This is a genomic window from Streptomyces sp. NPDC002701 (assembly GCF_042889045.1).
Taxonomy (GTDB): Bacteria; Actinomycetota; Actinomycetes; order Streptomycetales; family Streptomycetaceae; genus Streptomyces.
Genome location: NZ_JBIAQL010000014.1, coordinates 1 through 17,526, shown reverse-complemented (window position 1 = coordinate 17,526; position 17,526 = coordinate 1). Strand labels below are relative to the sequence as shown.

Here is a 17,526-nt window from a genome sequence, read left to right as displayed (position 1 = left end):
ATGAGGACATCAGGGAGGGCAGCAGGGAGGGCATGGGGTACCCCGCCTTCGCCGGGGCTCAGACGTTCTCCCAGGCCAGAAAGCAGCCGCCGGCAGCCCGGTGCGCTGACATCCCTCTCAGCGCACCCCCACCCCACCAGGCCGGAAGGAAGAAGGAGCAGGGTGGTCGGGGTGTGCGGGCGCGCCTCGGGTGATCGGGGCCCGCGCTTTACCAGGCGCGGCGGGCGCGGCGGGGCGGGCGCGGCGGGGCGGGTTAGGGGTGGAGGGCCTGGCGCAGGGTGGGGTAGGAGGGGATGAGGTGGTCCAGGCCGACGATGTGGATGACCCGCTGGACGGTTTCGGTGGGGGCGGCCAGGCGCAGCCAGCCATGGGTGCGCTGGGCTGTCTGGTGGGCGGTGATGAGGGCGTTGATGCCGGTGGAGTCCATGAAGGTGACGTTCTTGAGGTCCAGAACAATGCGCATGGCTGTGGTGTCGTCGTCCGGTGTGAGGGCCTTGAGGAGGCCGGGAGCGGCGCTATGGTCGATCTCGCCGCGCAGGGTCAGGACGCGGATGCCGTCGGTGGCAGTGCAGACGACCGAAAACCGGTTGCCCCGGGCTGGACCGTTGTTCTTCGCCACTACTTTCCTCAACAACACTCGGTGCTGCTCCGACCTGCGCTTCCGCCGCAAAGGCTACTGCGGTGGGCTGTGGTCACATCATCTGGCGGCCGGCTGCGTCTCCGCCGGGGTCGTCGGCCAGGACGAGCGTTGCTTTGATGCGTTTGCCGACGGGCTCGCGGTGGATTTCGAAGCTCTGGCACAGGGCCATGACGATCTCCAGGCCGTGCTGCCCGATCCGGGTGGGGTCCGGTGGCTGGACCGTGGGCAGGGTGGTGCTGCTGTCCCACACCATCACCTCGACGGATCCCGCGACGACGGACAGGGTGAGCAAACAGGGGCCGGGGGCGTATTTGCGGGCGTTGGTCACCAGCTCGCTCACCACCAGCTGCACCATGCCCGTGGCCCGGTCCGACACCGGCAGCCCGTGCTCGGCCTGTACCGATTCCAGAAAGTCCCGGGTCATGACCCGGGCAGCGGAAATGTCCGGGCTGCTCTCGAAGACGGCGGAAGCCGACAGCGCAGGCCCTATGAGCGGGTGCCGTCCTTTGTCCTGCCCAGCCAGATACACACCGTCCGCCTCACTGCCGAAGCGCTTGTCCACCCCGCATACCCTGGCGACATCATCACATTCCCGCCACCCTGCGCCACAGGCCGTTACACAACGGAGCTGCCGGCGCGCCTACTCAGCTCAGCAACAACTGCCGCCCGTGCCCCCGGAGAGCCGCGCAAGCCGGACACGACTACGAGCAGATCGCCCTCCAGCTCACCGGGCACGCCCGCGCGGTGGCCGCCGACGTCCGGCGTCTCGCCGCCCTGCCCAAGAGCGGCGGCCGAGGCGTCCTCGCCGAAGTCGTCCTTCGCGAAGCCGACGGCCGCCTGTCCGCCCCGCTCAAGGGCACCGGAGGTGGAGGCGCTGGAGCCGGCCGAGCTCCAGCGCCTGGTCCTCACCGCCGTCGAGCCCTACGTCGAGCCCTACGTCGAGCCCTACGTCGACCCCTACGTCGACCGCGACGTCCTCGCCCGGCAGCTTGCCCGCGACGAAGAGCAGCGCCGCGCCCTGGCTGCCTTTCTGGACGGCTGGGACGCGCGGCGGGCGGGGGAGCACCCTTGTAGCGCTGTACGGGCGCCCGCAGGCTCAGGCGGTTACCGGGGCCCGGCCCGACTTCAGCACCGCGAGCGGAGAGCGTCGGCCTTTCTCCACCGTGCGCAGCTGCTCCCAGTCGACCGCGGGGTGGGCGGGGACGACCGTTGATCCATCCCGCCCCTTATTGGGCGCTTTATTCGTTTATGCCGATTGTGTTGGGGTTACTCGGTGGTCGTCGAGTCCTGTGAGGGGGCAGTGGTTCTTCGCGGGCGTGCTCGTACGGTCATCCACATCGGCCGGGCCGTCCGGTGGAGGTCCGGCCTTCGCGGGAGGAAACCCTAGCGAGAAGGCGATGATCATGGGTAGAGGTTTCTGGTTCAACGACGTCAGCGCCTACACCGGGGACGATCCGCAGGCTGAGCAGCTCAGTGCTGGTGAGCAGGAGCAGCTGGCCGAGCTGGCGCAGGAGGAGCAGAAGACGCCGCAGGAGACGGCCGACTGAAAAGTCGGCGTCCTTGAGTGTCGCGTGTGTCGAGGTGGCCGGTGCGGTTCGGCGGTGACGGGCCGCACCGGCCGTCTGCTCGTCTGGTGCGCTGCCGTACCGTCCTGCGGAGTGAAGTGTGAGGGTGACTGCTTTTCCTGTGTCCGGTGATGTCTCGGGGGTGCGGCAGTGCGGTGAGCGCGGCATGGATCTGGCGGGGGCGTGGCAGCACGGTGTGGCCGCCGCCGGCGAGCTGGGGCTGACGTTCACGCTGGATCCGGTGCCCGAGACGGATCCGGGTGCCTGGGAATGTGTGCTGTATCGCGACGGACGTCAGGTGCCGGGCGGCCGGGGCAGCGGCAAGGGCGATGAGCCGGCGGCCCGGGTGGGGGCGCTGTTCGAGGCGCTGGAACATCACCTGACCGCAACACTGCCCGATACCGACGAGGTGGTCCTGTGCAGCGCCCGCCAGATCGCCGCGGGGCCGCTGAGGGGGGAGGCGGTGGCGAGGCTTTTGGCCGAGGGCCCCGATGAACCGCTGGCCTGCCTGCCCTACCGCAGCCTGTCCGACGACAGCCAAGAGCTTCTGGTGCCGGTGTTCCTGAACGTTCCGGACTACCTCAACGACTCCCGGCGCACCGCAGCCGCCCGCTACGCGGACGCCTACCCCTACACCGGGGTGTGCCGGTATGCGATGAACAACGGATGGGCCGCCGGCGCCACCTGGGCCGAGGCCCTGGTACACGCCCTGAACGAGATCATCGAGCGCGACGCGATGTCCCTGCTGCTCATCGAGCAGTTCCTCCCCCCTGCTCCCGAACCGGGCTCACTGCGCGTGGTAGAGCCCACAGCGCTCCCAGGCCGGCTGCAACAGCTGCACCAAAGCGCTCAGAGCCGCCTCAAAGCCCCGGTGCACCTGCTGGAAGCCACCACCGACCTCGACGTGCCCGTCTTTTGGGCCTACACCCCCGCCCCACCCGGCACCCCGGCCCGCACCCGCGGCGCCGGCGCCTCACTCTCACGCGCCTACGCCGCCGAACGGGCCCTGAGCGAACTGATCCAGATCCACAGCTGCGCCTCCCGACCCGCCGCCCAAGCCGCCCAAGCCGCCCGCCCCGCCACGGGACGCACCCGCTCCTACCCGGCCCTGCACCGCTGCCACCTGGCCGACTTCTCCCGCCACCTGCCCGATGCCACCACCGTCGCCTTCCCCGACCACCCCACACCGGCCACCCCCCAGGGCCACCTGCACAACCTGCTCCACAAACTGGCCCGACGCGGCTACACCGCCTACGCCCGCGCACATCACCTCAGCGACCACCTGAGCGTCTGCAACGTGATCGTCCCCGGCCTGGAACGCTTCGTCCTCGTCGCCGACGACATGCCCGTCCTGCCCGGAACCCGCGGCAACGCCCACCACCACCGCCCCCGACCAGCACAGACCGACACCGCCCCGGGCGCTCCCCTGCCTGCGGTATAACGAGTTGGTGCGTGATAGCGGGTGAGGCGTCGTGCCTGGCTGGTGGCATGATTCGACTGTGGCGATCATGGTCAATCGGACGGTACTGGCGCATCGGCCGTTCACGGGGATCTCTCGGCGTCATCTTGCCTGTCTGATCGAGGAGTTGGCGTTGCCGTGGCAGGCCGGCCTTGAAGGTCGCCGTCATGCTGCGCGGGGCGGCATCCGCAAGCGGACCGAGGGCGCCGGGGCCCGCCACCAACTGGTTTTCGTCGACCGGCTGGTGGCCACGCTGATCCATCTGCGCCACGACCTGCCGCACGCCGTGCTGGGCCTGCTGTTCGGCGTCGACCGCTCCACCATCACTCGCGCGATCGCGGAGATACGTCCGCTCCCGGCCGAGCGGGGATGTGCGGTCCCTGACCGTCCCGGCCTGCGGCTTCGGACACTGACGGATGTGTTCGCCTATGCCCGGGCCGAGGGGGTTGAGCTGCGGCTGGACGCCACCGAGATCCAGGTCCGCCGGCCACCAGCCGGCCGCGGCGGACGGCGGGCGTCCGTGTCGGGCAAGAAGAAACAGAACACGATGAAGGCCACCGTGATCGCGGACTGGCGGGGTCGCACGTTAGGGACCAATGCCCTGCGACCTGGACGTATGCACGACGCCACGGCCGCCCGCAACGAGGGCATCGCCGTCTGCTTCCAGCATTTCCCTGATGTCGAGGTCCTCCTGGACGACGGCTACCCCGGCCTGAGCCGCGACCACCGCGGGCAAGCGATCACCCCGCCGAGAAAGCCGCGGCCGGGAGCACTGCCCGGCAGGGTCGAGCAGTGGGAACGGGACCGTCACCGGCACTCATCCGACCGCATCACCGTCGAACACGCCCCCGCCGACCACAAACGCTGGAAGCAACTAACGCGCTGGACCCACCGCCGCGACCGCCTGCCCGACACCCACCGCGCCATCGCCAGCCTCGTCTCCGACCGCACCATCACCGCCTGACTGCAGGCCACGACCAGGCCAAACACGCCTCACCCGCTATCACGGACCAACTCGTTAGGGGAGCGTTGGCGGAAGCGTCACGCTTCCGGGGCGAGATCTATGAGTGTCTGACCGCTCGGCGCGACGAGCTGGTCGACGCGGTGCTGTGTGCGGACGGGGCGGTGAAGTCCCCGGTGGACTTGACGCTGTTGCCCGAGCATCGTCGTGGGCACGGAGAGCGATGTACGGCGGCCTGAACCATGGCCGTCTCGACGTGGGGCGGCTGCGGACGGTACTGGCCGGGTTGCCACTGCCGCGGTTCGACGGCGGGCGCCTGGTCCTGACGGTCGATCTGCCGCCGTGGCTTCGCTCGGGCCCTCGCCCTGCCGCCGTACCGCAGAGCAGGCCACATCCCCAGCGCCCCACGAAAAAAAGGGGAGGGTGCGGTGCGGTGGGGTGCGGGCTGGCGAGAGTGCTGTGGGGTGATCATTGATTTTGTGAGTGAAAGCAAAGTTTGTGTGCGTTCCGTCATCGATGAGGATTTGGTGGCTGTGGCTGCCATTCACCGCCACTACGTCGAGAACACCGATATCTGCGTGCCGGAGACGGAGCGCACCATGGCGCAGTGGAAGGAGTTCGCCGACGACCTGCGCACGCGCGGCCTGCCGTTTCTCGTGGCGGTGGCAGATGAGGTGGTGGGTTACGCGTGTGTGTTTCCGTGGAAGCCGGGCCCTTCCTACCGGTACGCCGGTGAGGTCTCCGCCTACCTGGCGCCTGGCCACACCGGCCGCCGGCTGGGGGATGCGCTGATGGAGCCGCTGATCGAAGCCAGCCGCAACGCCGGTCTGCGTCAGCTCATCGGTGCCGTGGCGCAGACCACCGCGGCGCCGCGCACGGACGCGTATGCCCGCCGGTACGGGTTCGAGGAATGCGGACTGCTGCGCAGCATGGCCCACCGGCACGGGCAGTGGCTGGACTTTCGTCTGTACCAGTGCCAGCTTGCCGATCCGCTGCCCGTGGAGAACTGATACGGAACCGAGCGTCGTTGCCGGCCACCGGCAACGACGAGGCGTCAGCAGGGCGTGGTGCCCCGCACCGCCTCGCAGAGCCGGTGCGGAGCGGGCGGTCATCGGGGCAGGGTCGACAGACACGGCACCCAGCACGCCGCGCAGATCAGGGATTCCCTCCAGGGTGTTGCAGGACGTGGCGTGCAGGGCGGTTGTGCCGGCGCGGGTTCAGGCGGCCTGCTGGAGCTTTCCGGCGCGGCCGGGAGCGGTCCTCGGCCGCTGCGCGACCACAGGGACCGTTGCGGTGTCGGCGGGCCGCTGAAGTGGCACCGGCATGGTTTCTGTGACCTGGCACAGACTCATGCCTGCAGGAATGAGCAGCCTGGTGGGTGGTCACTGCCGGTGTATCCAGATAGGGACACAAGGACACCGGCATCGGGCTGTTGCGGCTCCTTCTGGCCGGGGTCAGTGGATGATCATCCGCCGCGCAGGTGTAGATCAACGCCAAGAGGGTCCAGGGGGGTCCCTGTGTCTGTCGGTTACCAGGTGACGGGCAGGTGCAGGGGGAAGCGTCTGATGGTGGTGGTGTCCCAGTGCACTTCGTGGGCGGGCACGGCCAGGTGCAGGCGGGGGAAGCGGGTGAGCAGGGCGCTGATCGCGGAGTGGAGTTCGGCCAGGGCCAGGGTGGTGGCGGGGCAGTGGTGGCCGCCCCAGCCGAATGTCATGTGGGGGTGGGAGGGGCGGTCGGGGTCGAGGACGTCGGGGTGGTCAAAGACGGCGGGGTCACGGTTTGCGGCCAGGTAGGACACGTGCACGTACTCGCCCGCCCGGATGAGGCTTCCGCCGATCTTCACGTCCTCAAGGGCCAGGCGCGGGATGCCGACGCCTTTGCGGAAGGGCAGGTAGCGCAGGAGTTCCTCCAGGGTGCGGGGCAGGCGCTCGGGATGGTGCACCAGCAGGTCCCACTGCCCGGGATGGGTGAGCAGGGTGTAGACGATGTTGCTGATCTGGCAGGTGGCGGTGTCGTTGCCGCTCAGGATGAGGGTCACTGCCAGAACAGCCAGTTCCTGGTCGCTCAGCGGCGCCTCGCCGTCCTCGCCGTCCTCGCCGGCGGTGGCCATCGTGCTGATGAGGTCTGTTCCCGGCGCGGTGCGCCGCTGGGCGACCAGGGCGCTGAAGTAGTCGCGCAAGTGCTGTTTGGCGGCTGCGGCTGCCGGCTGGGCGTCGGGTGAGGTGGCCAGCATCTGCTGGGTGTGGTGCAGCAGCACCGCCCGGTCGGCGCCGGGCACGTCCAGCACTTCACAGATGGTGTGGCCGGGCAGCGGGATGGAGAGGTGGCGGGCGAGGTCGGCCGGCGGGCCGTGCTCGGCCATTTCCTGCAGCAGGCGATGGGCCACCTGCTCGATGGCCGGTCTCATCCGTTCCACGCGTGTGTGGGTGAAGGCCGCGGCGACAGCGCGGCGCAGGCGGGTGCTGTGCGGGGGGTCCAGGACGTTGATCGACTCCGGGCAGATGATCGGCTCGGGGGTCAGGCGGGGGTAGTTGCGGCCGACGATGGCGGCGCGGCTCAGGCGGGGGTCGGTGGTGACCTGCCGCACGGCGTCGAAGCTGGTGACCAGCCATGCGTCGCTGTCGCCGTAGGGCAGGCGGATGCGGGTGAGCGGGCCCCGGTCGGCGAGGTGGGCGAGCAGCGGGTCGAAGGCCAGACGGTCGTTGAAGTCGAAGGGGCACAGCGGCACGTCGGAGGCTGCCCGGGCGCCGGCGGAGTCGTCCGGCCATGCGGGTGGCAGGGGAGGGCCGGACGACGAGACCGCGGGACCACGGGGCATGTCTGGTGTGTCTGGCATATTCTGATTGTGTGGTAGATGGTGTCTACGCGCATTCATCCCAAGCCGTGACCGACGGCAGAAAGCGGTGAGAGATGCCCGCCGACCCCATGCCACAAGCCCAGGCCCCCCACCCCGTGGACGTCCTCATCGTCGGGGCTGGCCCGACCGGCCTCACTCTCGCCCTCGACCTCGCCCGGCGCGGTGTACGGACCCTCGTCATCGAGGCGGCCGACCGGCAGTTCGCCGGCTCACGCGGCAAGAGCCTGCAGCCGCGCACCCAGGAAGCCCTGGACGATCTCGGTGTCATGGACGCGCTGCAGAAGACAGGCAGCCCCTTCCCGCCCATGCAGACCTGGCGCGACGGCCGCCGCGACGGCCAGTGGCGGCTGGTGGAGCGCGATCCGCAGTCACCCCCCTCGCGGTATCCGGTGCCGTGGCTGGTGCCGCAGTGGCGGACCCAGGAAATCCTGCGCGAACAGCTCCTGGCAGCGGGCGGGACGGTGCAGTACGGCACCCGCCTGACCTCCCTGACCCAGACCGACACGCAGGTCCGGGCGCAGGTGACGCACAGCGACGGCAGCCGCCGGACCCTGAGCGTGCCCTATCTGGTCGGCGCCGACGGCGGGCGCAGTACCGTCCGCGAAGCTGTGGGCATCGCGATGAAGGACCAGGGTGATGACCTGCACGCCGCGATCGTGGCGGATGTGCGCGTGCGCGACCTGGACCGCGATCACTGGCACATCTGGCCGGACGGCCCGGGCGGAGACCTGCTGCTGTGCCCGCTGCCCGGCACCGACCACTTCCAGCTCAACGCCCGCGCCGGCGACCAGGACACCGACTGCACCGCCCAACGGGTACGGGAACTGATCGCCCTGCGCACCCACCTGCCCGCCGACGCCGTCACCGACGTGCTCTGGACCTCCTACTACCAGCCCCGCACCGCCCTGGCCGAACACTTCCGCGAAAACCGGGTCCTCCTCGCCGGCGACGCCGCACACGTCCACCCGCCCGGCGGCGGACAGGGCCTGAACATCGGCGTCCAGGACGCCTACAACCTGGGCTGGAAACTGGGCCAGGTCCTGCGCCACCACGCCCCCCACGACCTGCTGGACAGCTACGACGCCGAACGCCGCCCCGCAGCCGCCGACGTCCTGGAACTCAGCTCCCTGCTCTACCGCCTCGGCCGCAGCCCAGAAGGAAGCAGCGAACGCGCACGCCACCGTCGCCGCCTCACACTGCTGACCGTGACCTACCGCGACAGCCCCCTGAGCACCGAAACCCGCCAACCGATCACCACGACAGCCGTTCAGGCCGGCGACCGCGTCCCCGACCTCCCCTGCATCCCGCCGGCGGCGAACGCCGCCGCACCCCACAACACCCCCCGACCCCTCCTCGAACTACTCAAGGGCCCGCACTTCACACTGCTCGCGGTCGACCACCCAGCACCCCCGATGCCGCCGACCGTCCCCACCCTGCACGTGACCGACAGCGCCCTGACCCAAGCACTGGGCCGCGGCCTGTTCCTGATCCGCCCCGACGGCCACATCGGCCTGGCCACCCACGACCCGGCACACCTTGAGCACTACGGCACGAAGGTCGGACTCACCCCCTGAAACGACGGCTTCCAGGTTCCGCACATTTTTGACGCCGGGGAGTTTGACGCGATAAGCCGCGTATTGCCCTTGTCGCGAACAACAACTCGGCGTCGGCCGCCGGAGTGCCTCCCGAACTGCTGTAGAAACGCTGCTCCTTGACGTGTACAGAGATCGCCGGACCGTCGTTCTCAGCTGGCCGCACGCGGATGAGCTCGGCAGTCACCAGTACATGAGGGCTGTTTCTCCGGTACCCGACTCAAAGTACTGCCGCATGCCCACCATGTAGTTGCGCCCCTTGAACAGTTTGGCCTCGATTTCGGCGTTGCGGTTCTCGTCGCTGTCGTCGTCCCTGCGGACCATCCGGTACTCGCCGTCGATCTCCTCGAAAAGCGCAAGTTCTGCGTCGGCGTGACCGAATAGGCCGATCTTGTATGTTCGGTCGGCGTCCGGGGTGAGGAGGAAGTTGACGGGTTGGCCGGCGGACAGTGTCAGCTTCCTGGACGACCATGGCTCCAGGGCCGGAAGCTTGGAAGGGAGCTGCGGATACCAGGCTTTGATTTCTTCCTGGTCCACCTTGGAGATCTTGCCAGGCGGATTGAGAGCTTCCCTCTGGTACTTCTCCGGCTTCTTGATCAATCCCGCTTCGAAGGAATATTCCATGATGGAGTCCGGATCCCATTGGGAACCGGTTACCTTTTCGGAGGGCCACTTCCGCAGGATATTGTGGTCGATCTCATCCTTTGACCAGTTGTTGGGTGGACCTGAAAGACTGGCGTACACCTTTTGCGTGTCCCATTCGATTCCGGCGAACGGACTCTGGTGCTCGTGTGGCATACCCAGTGTGTGACCGATTTCATGGAGGGCGGTCGTCTTGCCGTAGTCAGTGGTGAGATCCCATCCGAAGTTCATCGTGCGCTCGGTCTTGGGCCTGTTTCGAACGTAGGTGCCAACGTAGGACCATGAACCGTTGCGGGGCATGAATCCGATGCGTACGTCCGAGTCCTGGATGTTCTTCACTTCCAGGAAACTCAGCCCGATTCCGAGACTCTTCCATTCCGCGAAGGAGTCACGCACGACTTTTTGCTGGGACTGGTCGCCGCCCCAACCCGGAAACTTCTTCTTGTCGCGCACGCTATCGAACATGTAGTACCTGATGGTGGTGCCGTTGAGCCATTTCTGCTCGCTCCGGAGAATAGCACTCTCGCGCTCCGGATCGAATGTCGTTAGCGTACGCTGCGGCATCTCTGGCAAGCTGCAGTAGAGATGACCTTCCTGCGCCTCGTCGCGTTCTGTCAAAGTGTCCGTCATGATGAACTCCAATTCCAAGATGCTTGGGTATGGTGTATTCCGGTGTTCCACGAGACGTAGTCTTATCCGGTTAAATCATTCGCAATGATGAATCGGTTAGTCTCGCTGGGTCGCTGGGTCGCTGGGGTTGCGGTTTCCGTTCTTCCGTGCGATCGACTGGCCGATCGATGAGATGAACCAGCCGCGCTGCTCGAAGGATGCCCAGTTGTGTATCCCGTCAGTTGGCTGTGAGTGACGTGCCGTTCAGTAGCAAAAAGTGACCAGACATGACACCACCATCAACGACCCGCACGGCCCTGGCCACTCACAAATACCAGACGGCGGTACGGCCCCGCCACCGACGCCGTCGGCACCGCCGGTATGTTGAGAGGCGCACGGCGGTTATGGCATTTTCCAAGCATGCTTTCCGCGTGTTGTCGTAGACCAGCCAGGCCACTTCCAGCCACTCGAGAGCGAAAGAGTTCTGTCCATCGATCACGGCAGTATTCGCCGACTGGTAAGTCTGCCGTGCGTTGGATGCGGAATGCATGAAATGCTCCCTGTCCCAACCTGCAAACATTTACTGCCTCCGGGCGGTAGTGAGCGGAACCTGCTTGAAATGCGGGTGCCCTTCAGGGAAGCAACCAATCAGTTCCCGCTGCCAAACCCCCGGTTCGGGTAATGCTGAAGCGTAGAACCAGCAAAAGGGGCGCTGGCATATTGTGTTATCTGAGCGGGAGGCGCACGCCCGGCGTGTACACGGGTACAGGCCCAATCACGTTCGGGGCGGCGTGGCGAGGACGGAGCAGTCAGCAGCGCCGCGTGATTCTGCGAGACTGCACGTAGTCGTGGTTTGGCAGCCGCCCGCGGGTCATACACCCAGGTCCGCACCACGACTGTCAGACAGTGGACGTCGACCGGCCACAGCTCGGTGCTGGATCCCCATCAACCTTCTGCCCACCGCAGACCGAGGCCGGCCAGCCTGCGTACGACGCTCCGCGCCCTCCCCGCTGCCGTTCGCGTTGGTCACTTCGACGTGCTTGCGGGCGGGGCGCAGGTGTCTTTCGCGGGCGTGGAACTGGCGGGCGGCAGCGATGCTGGTGCTCCACCGCTCATCCTGCGACCGCCGCACCGGCACCACCGCCTCGCCGTCCGCGGGCGGCTCGATGCCGAGCGCCTCCAGCAGGTACTGCTGCGCAGGCACCAGCCGATCCCACCCCGCCCGCTGCGCGGTGACTTACACGCCGAGGTCCTCGCCCTGGACGACCAGCTCGCCCGCCGCGGCCGGGAAGGCGTCGCCGGCTTTCGTGTGGGCGAGGGTGAGCCGGTAGCGGCGCTGCCTCGAGACGTCCCACGCCATCGGACACCGCCCGGCCGATCTGCCACAGGGCCTCCTGGCGGGCCTCTGACAGCTCCCCGGCCTAGGAGACGCCCCCGTTTCCGCGGCCGCGTACCGTGCCGGGTGCTCCGCCGCCGTGTGGGCGGCTGCGCGCTGGTTTTTGGCCCGCACTCCGACAGTCATCGAGCCGGCCCCGCCGCCGACGTCGTCGGCACCGCCGGTATCTGGCATCAGGCCGGGGGCGTCCGGTTCGCGCTCTATCGCCGTAGTAGCGCGGCTGCGTCAATGGGAGGAGCCGGCGTCGCGGTCTGTCGTGCTGGGCTGGACGGCGTGTGCTGTCGGGCTGCCTACCGGGGTGGAGTGTGGGATGACAGCGGAGCCGGTGATCCGTGCGGCCCGTGAGGTGGGGCAGGTGCTGTCCGATGCGGCTGCGGTGACCGGGCCGGGGTTGCGGGAGGCGGTCGGCGGGCTGCCGCAGCGGATCCGGCACCCGGTGGGCGTGCATCTGGGGTGGTGGGACAGCGCGGGCAGGGCGCTTGAGGGGCGGGCGGGGAAGATGATGCGGCCCGCGCTGACCCTGCTGGCGTGCGAGGCGGTCGGCGGACAGAGCGCGGCGGGGGTGCCGGCGGCTGTGGCGGTGGAACTGGTCCACAACGCCTCGCTGCTGCACGACGACCTCATCGACGGCGACCGGATGCGCCGCGGCAGGCCCGCGCTGTGGTCCCAGATGGGCATGCCGGCCGCGGTGCTGGCCGGGGACGCGTTGTTCTTCCTCGCCGTGCAGGTCCTCCACCAGGCCCCGCCCCCGCTGGGCACCGCGGGGGTGGGGGAGCTGACCGCGGCGGTGCAGGAGCTGATCGAGGGCGAGTACGCCGACGTCCAGCTGGAGGACAGCCGGACAGCCGGCGCGGCCGAGTCGCAGGCGATGGCGGCGGGCAAGACCGGCGCCCTCATCGCGGCCGCGTGCGCGCTCGGCGCCCGCGCCGCGGGCGCCGGGGACGAGCAGGTGAACAGGTTGCGGGAGGCAGGGGTACGCCTGGGCGTGGCCTTCCAGCTCACTGACGACCTCCTTGGGATCTGGGGGACATCCGAGCGCACGGGCAAGCCGGCGCGATCGGATCTGAACTCCCGCAAGATGACCGCTCCCGTCACCGCCGCACTCGCCAGCGACACCCCCCAAGCCCGCGAACTCGCCGGCCTCTACGCCCGCCCCGAACCGTTCACCACCCGCGAACTGGACCACCTGGCAACCCTGATCGAGGAAGCAGGGGGCCTGGCCGCAACGCGCGCTCAGGCCGAAGAGCACCTGACGGCGGCCCTGGGCCTGGTGCGCGAGGCGGCCACGTCTGCTGCGGCCGCCGCCGAGTTCACCGCGCTGGCCGATCTGATCGTGCACCGCGATCACTAAGTGCCACTGACGCGACCAAGCCGTCGCCCCCAGTGAGGGACTCCTGCGCGACAACCACACCGACACTCAGGCCGCACGCGCGGCCTGAACGCAAACGAAAGGAGGGGCCACATGACCACGGAGTCCCCGGACGGTTCGACAGAACTGGAGCCGGTGGTGCTTTTCTGTCCTATCGAGCTCACCCGGCATCCCAAAGCAGCGGAGGTCCAGAACCGGGCGTTCGACTGGATGGAACGCCACCGGCTCTTCGGCGACGCGGCCATCCCGCGCGAGGGGACGCTGGCCACGGACAGCGCCCGCGTAGCCGGCAGCATGATCCCGGACGCCCCGGAAGACCTGCTCCTGCTGTATGTCACCTACATGTACTGGGGCTTCGTGATCGACGACCTCTTCGACACCGGCCCCCTGGAGGAGCGAACACGCCAATACCGCAACCTCGCCCCCCGCCTGCTCAGGGTTCTGGAATCCCCTCTTGCACAGGCCGGGGACGACCCGCCGACCGTCACGCTGTTCCACGACATGCGCTGCTACCTGGACCAGCACACCACCCCCGCCCAGGTCCGCCGGTGGAGCGACGCCTTCCAAGCAACGCTGCTGGGATTCGCCCTGGAGTTGGACGGCGCCAGAGACGGGACCCTACCCGGCATCAGCGACTACCTGTTCCTCCGGATGTACAGCGGGGCCGTCCGCGCCGTGACGATCACCATGGAGATCTGCGGGGGCGGCGGAGAACTCCCCGTGGAAGAACGCGAAAGCCCGGCCTTGACCGCGCTGACCCAGGCGGCTGGCGTGCTGATGAACCTCTACGCCGATCTGTTCTCCCACGCCAAGGAGTCCACAGATTCCCACAACATCATCAATGTCCTCAGCAGCACCACGGGCAGCGACCCGCGACTGGCACGCAGGGAGGCCGTGGCCATCTGCGACCGGATCATGGTGCTCTTCCTGCGCCTGCGCGAGCAGACCGCTCCCCGCGTCAGCCCCGCCACGCGTGCCTATCTCGACAACCTCGGGCACACCCTGGGCGGAGTCCTGGACTGGTGTCACACCACCGCTCGGTTCACCACGAGCACACCGCGCACGCTCGTCCGCGCCGAGAAGCCATCCGACCCCAGCCTGGCTCCGCTCCCCTACCCGAGCATCGCCTGGTGGTGGAACCAGCTCCATTCCTGAGACGCAACGCATCCTGGATGCAGGTTCATGACCTGCAACTTCAGGGATCAGAAACAGGTTCTGAACTCCACCTATGGCTCCAGAGCCGCTACTGATCCAAGCGAAGTCGGCAGTTCTTCTTGCTGTCCGGTAGCACCTGCGGGCCCGCCTCGTACGACTAGAAAGCGGGCCCGCAGTACCGAGAGAGCGCCCCCTACCAGCGCATACCGAGATCATCGAGCGCAGCCCGGCGCTCCGGACTCAGCTTCGCGGCCCGGCGCCGGCTGTTATCGACGAACGCCCCGAGCTTCACGGCCTCCTGCTCGCCCTCCCCACCACCGTCCATGGTGATCATTTCGACGTGCTTACGGGCGGGCCGCAGATGCCCTTCACGGGCGTGGAACTGGCGGGCGGCCGCGAGATTGATGCTCCACCGCTCATCCTGCGAGCGCCGTACCGGCGCGAGCGTCTCGCCGTCCGCGGGCGGCTCGATGCCGAGGGTCTCCAGCAGGTACTGCTGTGCGGGCATCAGTTTCTCCCATCCCATCCGCTGCGCTCCGATCCAGGCTCCGAGGTCTTCGCCCTGGACGACCAGTTCGCCCGCCGCGGCCGGGAGGGCGCCGCCGGCTTTCGCGTGGGCGAGGGCGAGCCGATAGCAGCGCTGCCAGCCGACCTCCCATGCCGGACACCATCCCGGGTCCACCTCTGCCAACGCCTCCTGCCGGGCCTCAGACAGCTCTCCGGCGTAGGAGACGCCCGTTTCCCCGGCGGCCCGCCGTGCGGCGTTCTCCACCGCTTTCCGGGCCGCTGCGCGCTGGTTCTTGGCCCACACACCGATGGCCATTGCCCCGGCCCCGCCGCCGACACCGTCGGCCCCGCCGCTGCCCCACACGGCGCCGGTGGGCGGAAGGAAGTGCCCGTGTGCGGCGGCGTAGGAGCGGGCAACTTCGAGGCCGGCGTCCCACGCGGACGCGTGTACCGACCACAGCATCCCCAGCTTCTCCAGCTCCGCGACCCGCGATGCCTCCAGCGTTCCGGCGCTGTAGTACCGGCGCTGATCCGCCACCCACACTCCCAGCGGGTGGGAGCCGGCGGATCCCCAGTCGTCCGGGGTGACGTACGTGAACGGCACGCGCAGCTCCGTGTTGCCGGTCTCGCGTAGCCAGCGGGTGGCGGCTTCGATGCCGCGCCGCCAGTAGGCGCCTTCGGGGTCGATGACGCGCAGCTGCACGAACCGCGTGAGGGCGGCGGGGTCGCGTTCCTCGCTGAACCGCAGCACCCCCGCAGCCCGCTCCGACACCAGCGTCGTCTCGCGGTCGACGTCCTCCTGGCCGTCCTGGTCGTGCTCCTCACCGTCGAGCAGACCGTCCTCCCCGTCGCCGTCGCCGTCCCCGTCGCGGTCGACAGCGGATCGGCTGTTGCGCAGACGCGGATCTGCGAGTGCTTCGATCGTCTCCGCGTCGTGCGCTCGCAGGGCTGCAAGGATCTTGCTGAGGGTGGTGTAGGCGTCCGAGGTGAGCAATTCATTCGGATCCTCGCCCGGTCCGAGGAATACCGGAACAATCAGTGTGGCGAGCTTTCCGTGATCTGGGTTCAGCCGCAGAGCGCGCCCGACCATCTGCACGATGTCGACCATCGAACCGCGCGCATCTGAGAAAAGCACCGCGTCACACTCGGCCGTATCGACCCCCTCACCGAGAACCCGAACCGAAGAAAGAACACGCAACTCGGCACGCACATCCCGGCCGTCAAATTCGGGCCCACCGAGGAAATCGGAAGCGAATTCATCCAGCACGTTCCGGCGATGCCCAGGAGCATGCTCGCCGTACAGCCAGTCCGCCCACACCTGCTCCACAGGCGGGTAGGTGTCGGGGTCGTCCTCGGCGAGTCGGGCCGCGACCGCCGGCACCGACACCGCCATCGCCTCCGCTTCACCGACTCGACTGTGGAACGACAGCACCCGCCGGAACCGCTCCTCCACCGCCGCACGCATCAACCCCGTCTGGATGGCCGCGAGCCGCGCCCCACGCACAGCATCCGAGCCGGTTGCCTCTGTGGCGAGGGCCGCGTAGAGGTCGGGGTCGCGGATGTCGAGGCACAGCACCTGGTAGGGCGCGACGATGCCCCGGCCGATCGCCTCGGACAGCGTCAGCTTGTAGGCGACCGGGCCGAACACGGGCGAGCCGTCCTCCATGGACGCCACCAACCGCGGCCGTTCACCTTCGGCTTCCCACACGCGAGCGGTGGCCGTCATGTAGAGCCGGCGCTCCGCGGGGAGCTGCGCCTGGTCGTGCACGGCCGCCCACGGCTTCAAACCGTCCCCACTGGTCCGGTGGGCCTCGTCCACGACCATCAGGCTCCACACAGGCAAGCCGGCGGCGTGCGCACGCTGCAGGATCCCGAGCCCGACCGACGCGTACGTCGCGAACACCGTCACGGTCTCCAACCCGCTCACCCAGGAGACCAGCTCATCCGGGTCGGTCGTGCACGGCAGACCCTGACTCTCCTCCGCCCGCAGTGAGCAGACTCCGACCATCGCCCCACTCCGGCCTGCCCTGCGCCAGGCGCCGGCCATCTGCGTCAGCAGATCCAACGTCGGCACCAACACCAGCACACGCCGAGCCGACAACCGCTGCGCCGACTCCGCGCCGATCAGGGTTTTACCGGAACCGGTAGCGGCGATTACCTGCGTCCTCAGCCCCTCGGGCGGCATACGGCCACCGGGCGGCACACCGAGAATACGAACGACGTTATCAACCGCCTCAGCCTGATGCGGACGCAATTCCATCTGAGTCACGAGACCTCGTATTCATAGGGTTCGGGGAGGGATTCTGGCCTTAACCCAGATTCCATCCGGTCTCCAAAATGAAGAATTCCTCGACTCCCACGGACCGGTGTCATTCCACGCCCTGCGGGAGGGAGAGGCACTAGGTCATCATCCCAGAAGCAAGCCGGGATCTAAAGTGACGCATGCCATCTGTTCGGAAGTGACCGGAAGTCGCCCGGCCGTGTCCGGACCTAGACAGGATCCGGCCCGCACCCGACTTCTGCCCCGGCCTCCTCATCCAGCCAGCCGCTTTCCTGCCGCGCGCGGAGCGGGTGGCAGCATCCTGTACTGGACTGCGGAGCAGGCCGGTACAGGGGTTGATCCGGCGTCAGCCGGATCTGTCCCGGATCGCGGAGCGATTCCGGGCAGGCGGGACGGAGTCCCGCCGCATTCCACGGAGTGGAATGCTCCGTGGCGTAGCCACGGTAACGCCGCGTAGCGGCGTCGCGTCGTGTCTGCGGAGCAGACCGCGCGC

At 68.3% G+C, this 17,526-nt stretch carries 15 protein-coding genes and 2 pseudogenes; 9 read left to right on the top strand and 8 right to left on the bottom strand.

What is annotated here, in order from left to right; genetic code table 11:
* Nucleotides 1–253: 253 nt before the first annotated feature.
* Both ACFYXC_RS29205 and ACFYXC_RS29200 read right to left on the bottom strand, forming a co-directional pair.
* The gene (locus ACFYXC_RS29205) at nt 254–619 is read right to left on the bottom strand and encodes an STAS domain-containing protein (RefSeq protein ID WP_389554911.1); all 366 of its coding nucleotides are present in this window, start codon (nt 617–619) and stop codon (nt 254–256) included.
* A gap of 73 nt (nt 620–692) precedes the next feature.
* On the bottom strand, nt 693–1,064 hold the full coding sequence (locus tag ACFYXC_RS29200; protein WP_389555053.1) for an ATP-binding protein: 372 nt from the start codon (nt 1,062–1,064) through the stop codon (nt 693–695).
* A gap of 275 nt (nt 1,065–1,339) precedes the next feature.
* Between ACFYXC_RS29200 and ACFYXC_RS29195 the strand changes: the two are divergent.
* Nucleotides 1,340–1,501 (top strand): annotated as a pseudogene (locus ACFYXC_RS29195) (restriction endonuclease); the annotation flags it as partial.
* Here ACFYXC_RS29195 and ACFYXC_RS29190 read toward each other — a convergent pair.
* Entirely contained in the window at nt 1,491–1,706 is a 216-nt protein-coding gene (locus ACFYXC_RS29190) for a hypothetical protein (RefSeq protein ID WP_389554909.1), read from the bottom strand. The pseudogene ACFYXC_RS29195 and the gene ACFYXC_RS29190 overlap by 11 nt on opposite strands.
* A 331-nt stretch (nt 1,707–2,037) precedes the next feature.
* On the opposite strand from ACFYXC_RS29190, the gene ACFYXC_RS29185 reads away from it, so the two are divergent.
* The 5 genes and pseudogenes from ACFYXC_RS29185 to ACFYXC_RS29165 all read left to right on the top strand — a co-directional run bounded on the left by ACFYXC_RS29185 (nt 2,038) and on the right by ACFYXC_RS29165 (nt 5,635).
* Nucleotides 2,038–2,187 (top strand): hypothetical protein, encoded by a 150-nt coding sequence (locus tag ACFYXC_RS29185; protein WP_389554907.1) that lies wholly within the window; start codon nt 2,038–2,040, stop codon nt 2,185–2,187.
* Between the two features lie 124 nt (nt 2,188–2,311).
* Nucleotides 2,312–3,646: a YcaO-like family protein gene (locus ACFYXC_RS29180; protein ID WP_389554906.1), complete on the top strand. Its 1,335-nt coding sequence runs from the start codon at nt 2,312–2,314 to the stop codon at nt 3,644–3,646.
* Nucleotides 3,647–3,713: 67 nt separating this feature from the next.
* The gene (locus ACFYXC_RS29175) at nt 3,714–4,628 is read left to right on the top strand and encodes a transposase family protein (protein ID WP_389555051.1); all 915 of its coding nucleotides are present in this window, start codon (nt 3,714–3,716) and stop codon (nt 4,626–4,628) included.
* Nucleotides 4,629–4,666: 38 nt separating this feature from the next.
* Nucleotides 4,667–4,980 (top strand): annotated as a pseudogene (locus ACFYXC_RS29170) (transposase); the annotation flags it as partial.
* 124 nt (nt 4,981–5,104) lie between these two features.
* Complete coding sequence (locus ACFYXC_RS29165) at nt 5,105–5,635, top strand: GNAT family N-acetyltransferase (protein WP_389554904.1); 531 nt, start codon at nt 5,105–5,107, stop codon at nt 5,633–5,635.
* 518 nt (nt 5,636–6,153) lie between these two features.
* On the opposite strand, the gene ACFYXC_RS29160 is transcribed toward ACFYXC_RS29165, so the two are convergent.
* Nucleotides 6,154–7,461, bottom strand: a complete 1,308-nt coding sequence (locus ACFYXC_RS29160) for a cytochrome P450 (RefSeq protein ID WP_389554902.1) — start codon at nt 7,459–7,461, stop codon at nt 6,154–6,156.
* Nucleotides 7,462–7,550: 89 nt separating this feature from the next.
* Between ACFYXC_RS29160 and ACFYXC_RS29155 the strand changes: the two genes are divergently transcribed.
* Nucleotides 7,551–9,056 (top strand): FAD-dependent oxidoreductase, encoded by a 1,506-nt coding sequence (locus ACFYXC_RS29155; protein ID WP_389554900.1) that lies wholly within the window; start codon nt 7,551–7,553, stop codon nt 9,054–9,056.
* Nucleotides 9,057–9,257: 201 nt separating this feature from the next.
* On the opposite strand, the gene ACFYXC_RS29150 is transcribed toward ACFYXC_RS29155, so the two are convergent.
* The 3 genes from ACFYXC_RS29150 to ACFYXC_RS29140 form a co-directional block, all read right to left on the bottom strand.
* A complete protein-coding gene (locus tag ACFYXC_RS29150) occupies nt 9,258–10,364 on the bottom strand; it encodes a M12 family metallopeptidase (RefSeq protein WP_389554898.1) in 1,107 nt (368 codons plus the stop codon).
* An 832-nt stretch (nt 10,365–11,196) separates the two neighbouring features.
* The gene (locus ACFYXC_RS29145; protein WP_389554897.1) at nt 11,197–11,529 is read right to left on the bottom strand and encodes a hypothetical protein; all 333 of its coding nucleotides are present in this window, start codon (nt 11,527–11,529) and stop codon (nt 11,197–11,199) included.
* Between the two features lie 33 nt (nt 11,530–11,562).
* The gene (locus ACFYXC_RS29140; RefSeq protein ID WP_389554895.1) at nt 11,563–11,685 is read right to left on the bottom strand and encodes a hypothetical protein; all 123 of its coding nucleotides are present in this window, start codon (nt 11,683–11,685) and stop codon (nt 11,563–11,565) included.
* Nucleotides 11,686–12,031: 346 nt separating this feature from the next.
* Here ACFYXC_RS29140 and ACFYXC_RS29135 point away from each other — a divergent pair, with 346 nt between their 5' ends.
* Nucleotides 12,032–13,072 carry a polyprenyl synthetase family protein gene (locus ACFYXC_RS29135; protein WP_389554893.1) on the top strand — a complete coding sequence of 347 codons (1,041 nt, stop codon included), beginning with the start codon at nt 12,032–12,034 and terminating at the stop codon, nt 13,070–13,072.
* A gap of 111 nt (nt 13,073–13,183) precedes the next feature.
* Nucleotides 13,184–14,245, top strand: a complete 1,062-nt coding sequence (locus tag ACFYXC_RS29130; protein ID WP_389554891.1) for a hypothetical protein — start codon at nt 13,184–13,186, stop codon at nt 14,243–14,245.
* 193 nt (nt 14,246–14,438) lie between these two features.
* Here the strand turns inward: ACFYXC_RS29130 and ACFYXC_RS29125 are convergent, their stop codons facing one another.
* Entirely contained in the window at nt 14,439–17,012 is a 2,574-nt protein-coding gene (locus ACFYXC_RS29125) for a Helicase associated domain protein (RefSeq protein ID WP_389554889.1), read from the bottom strand.
* Between the last annotated feature and the right edge of the window lie 514 nt (nt 17,013–17,526).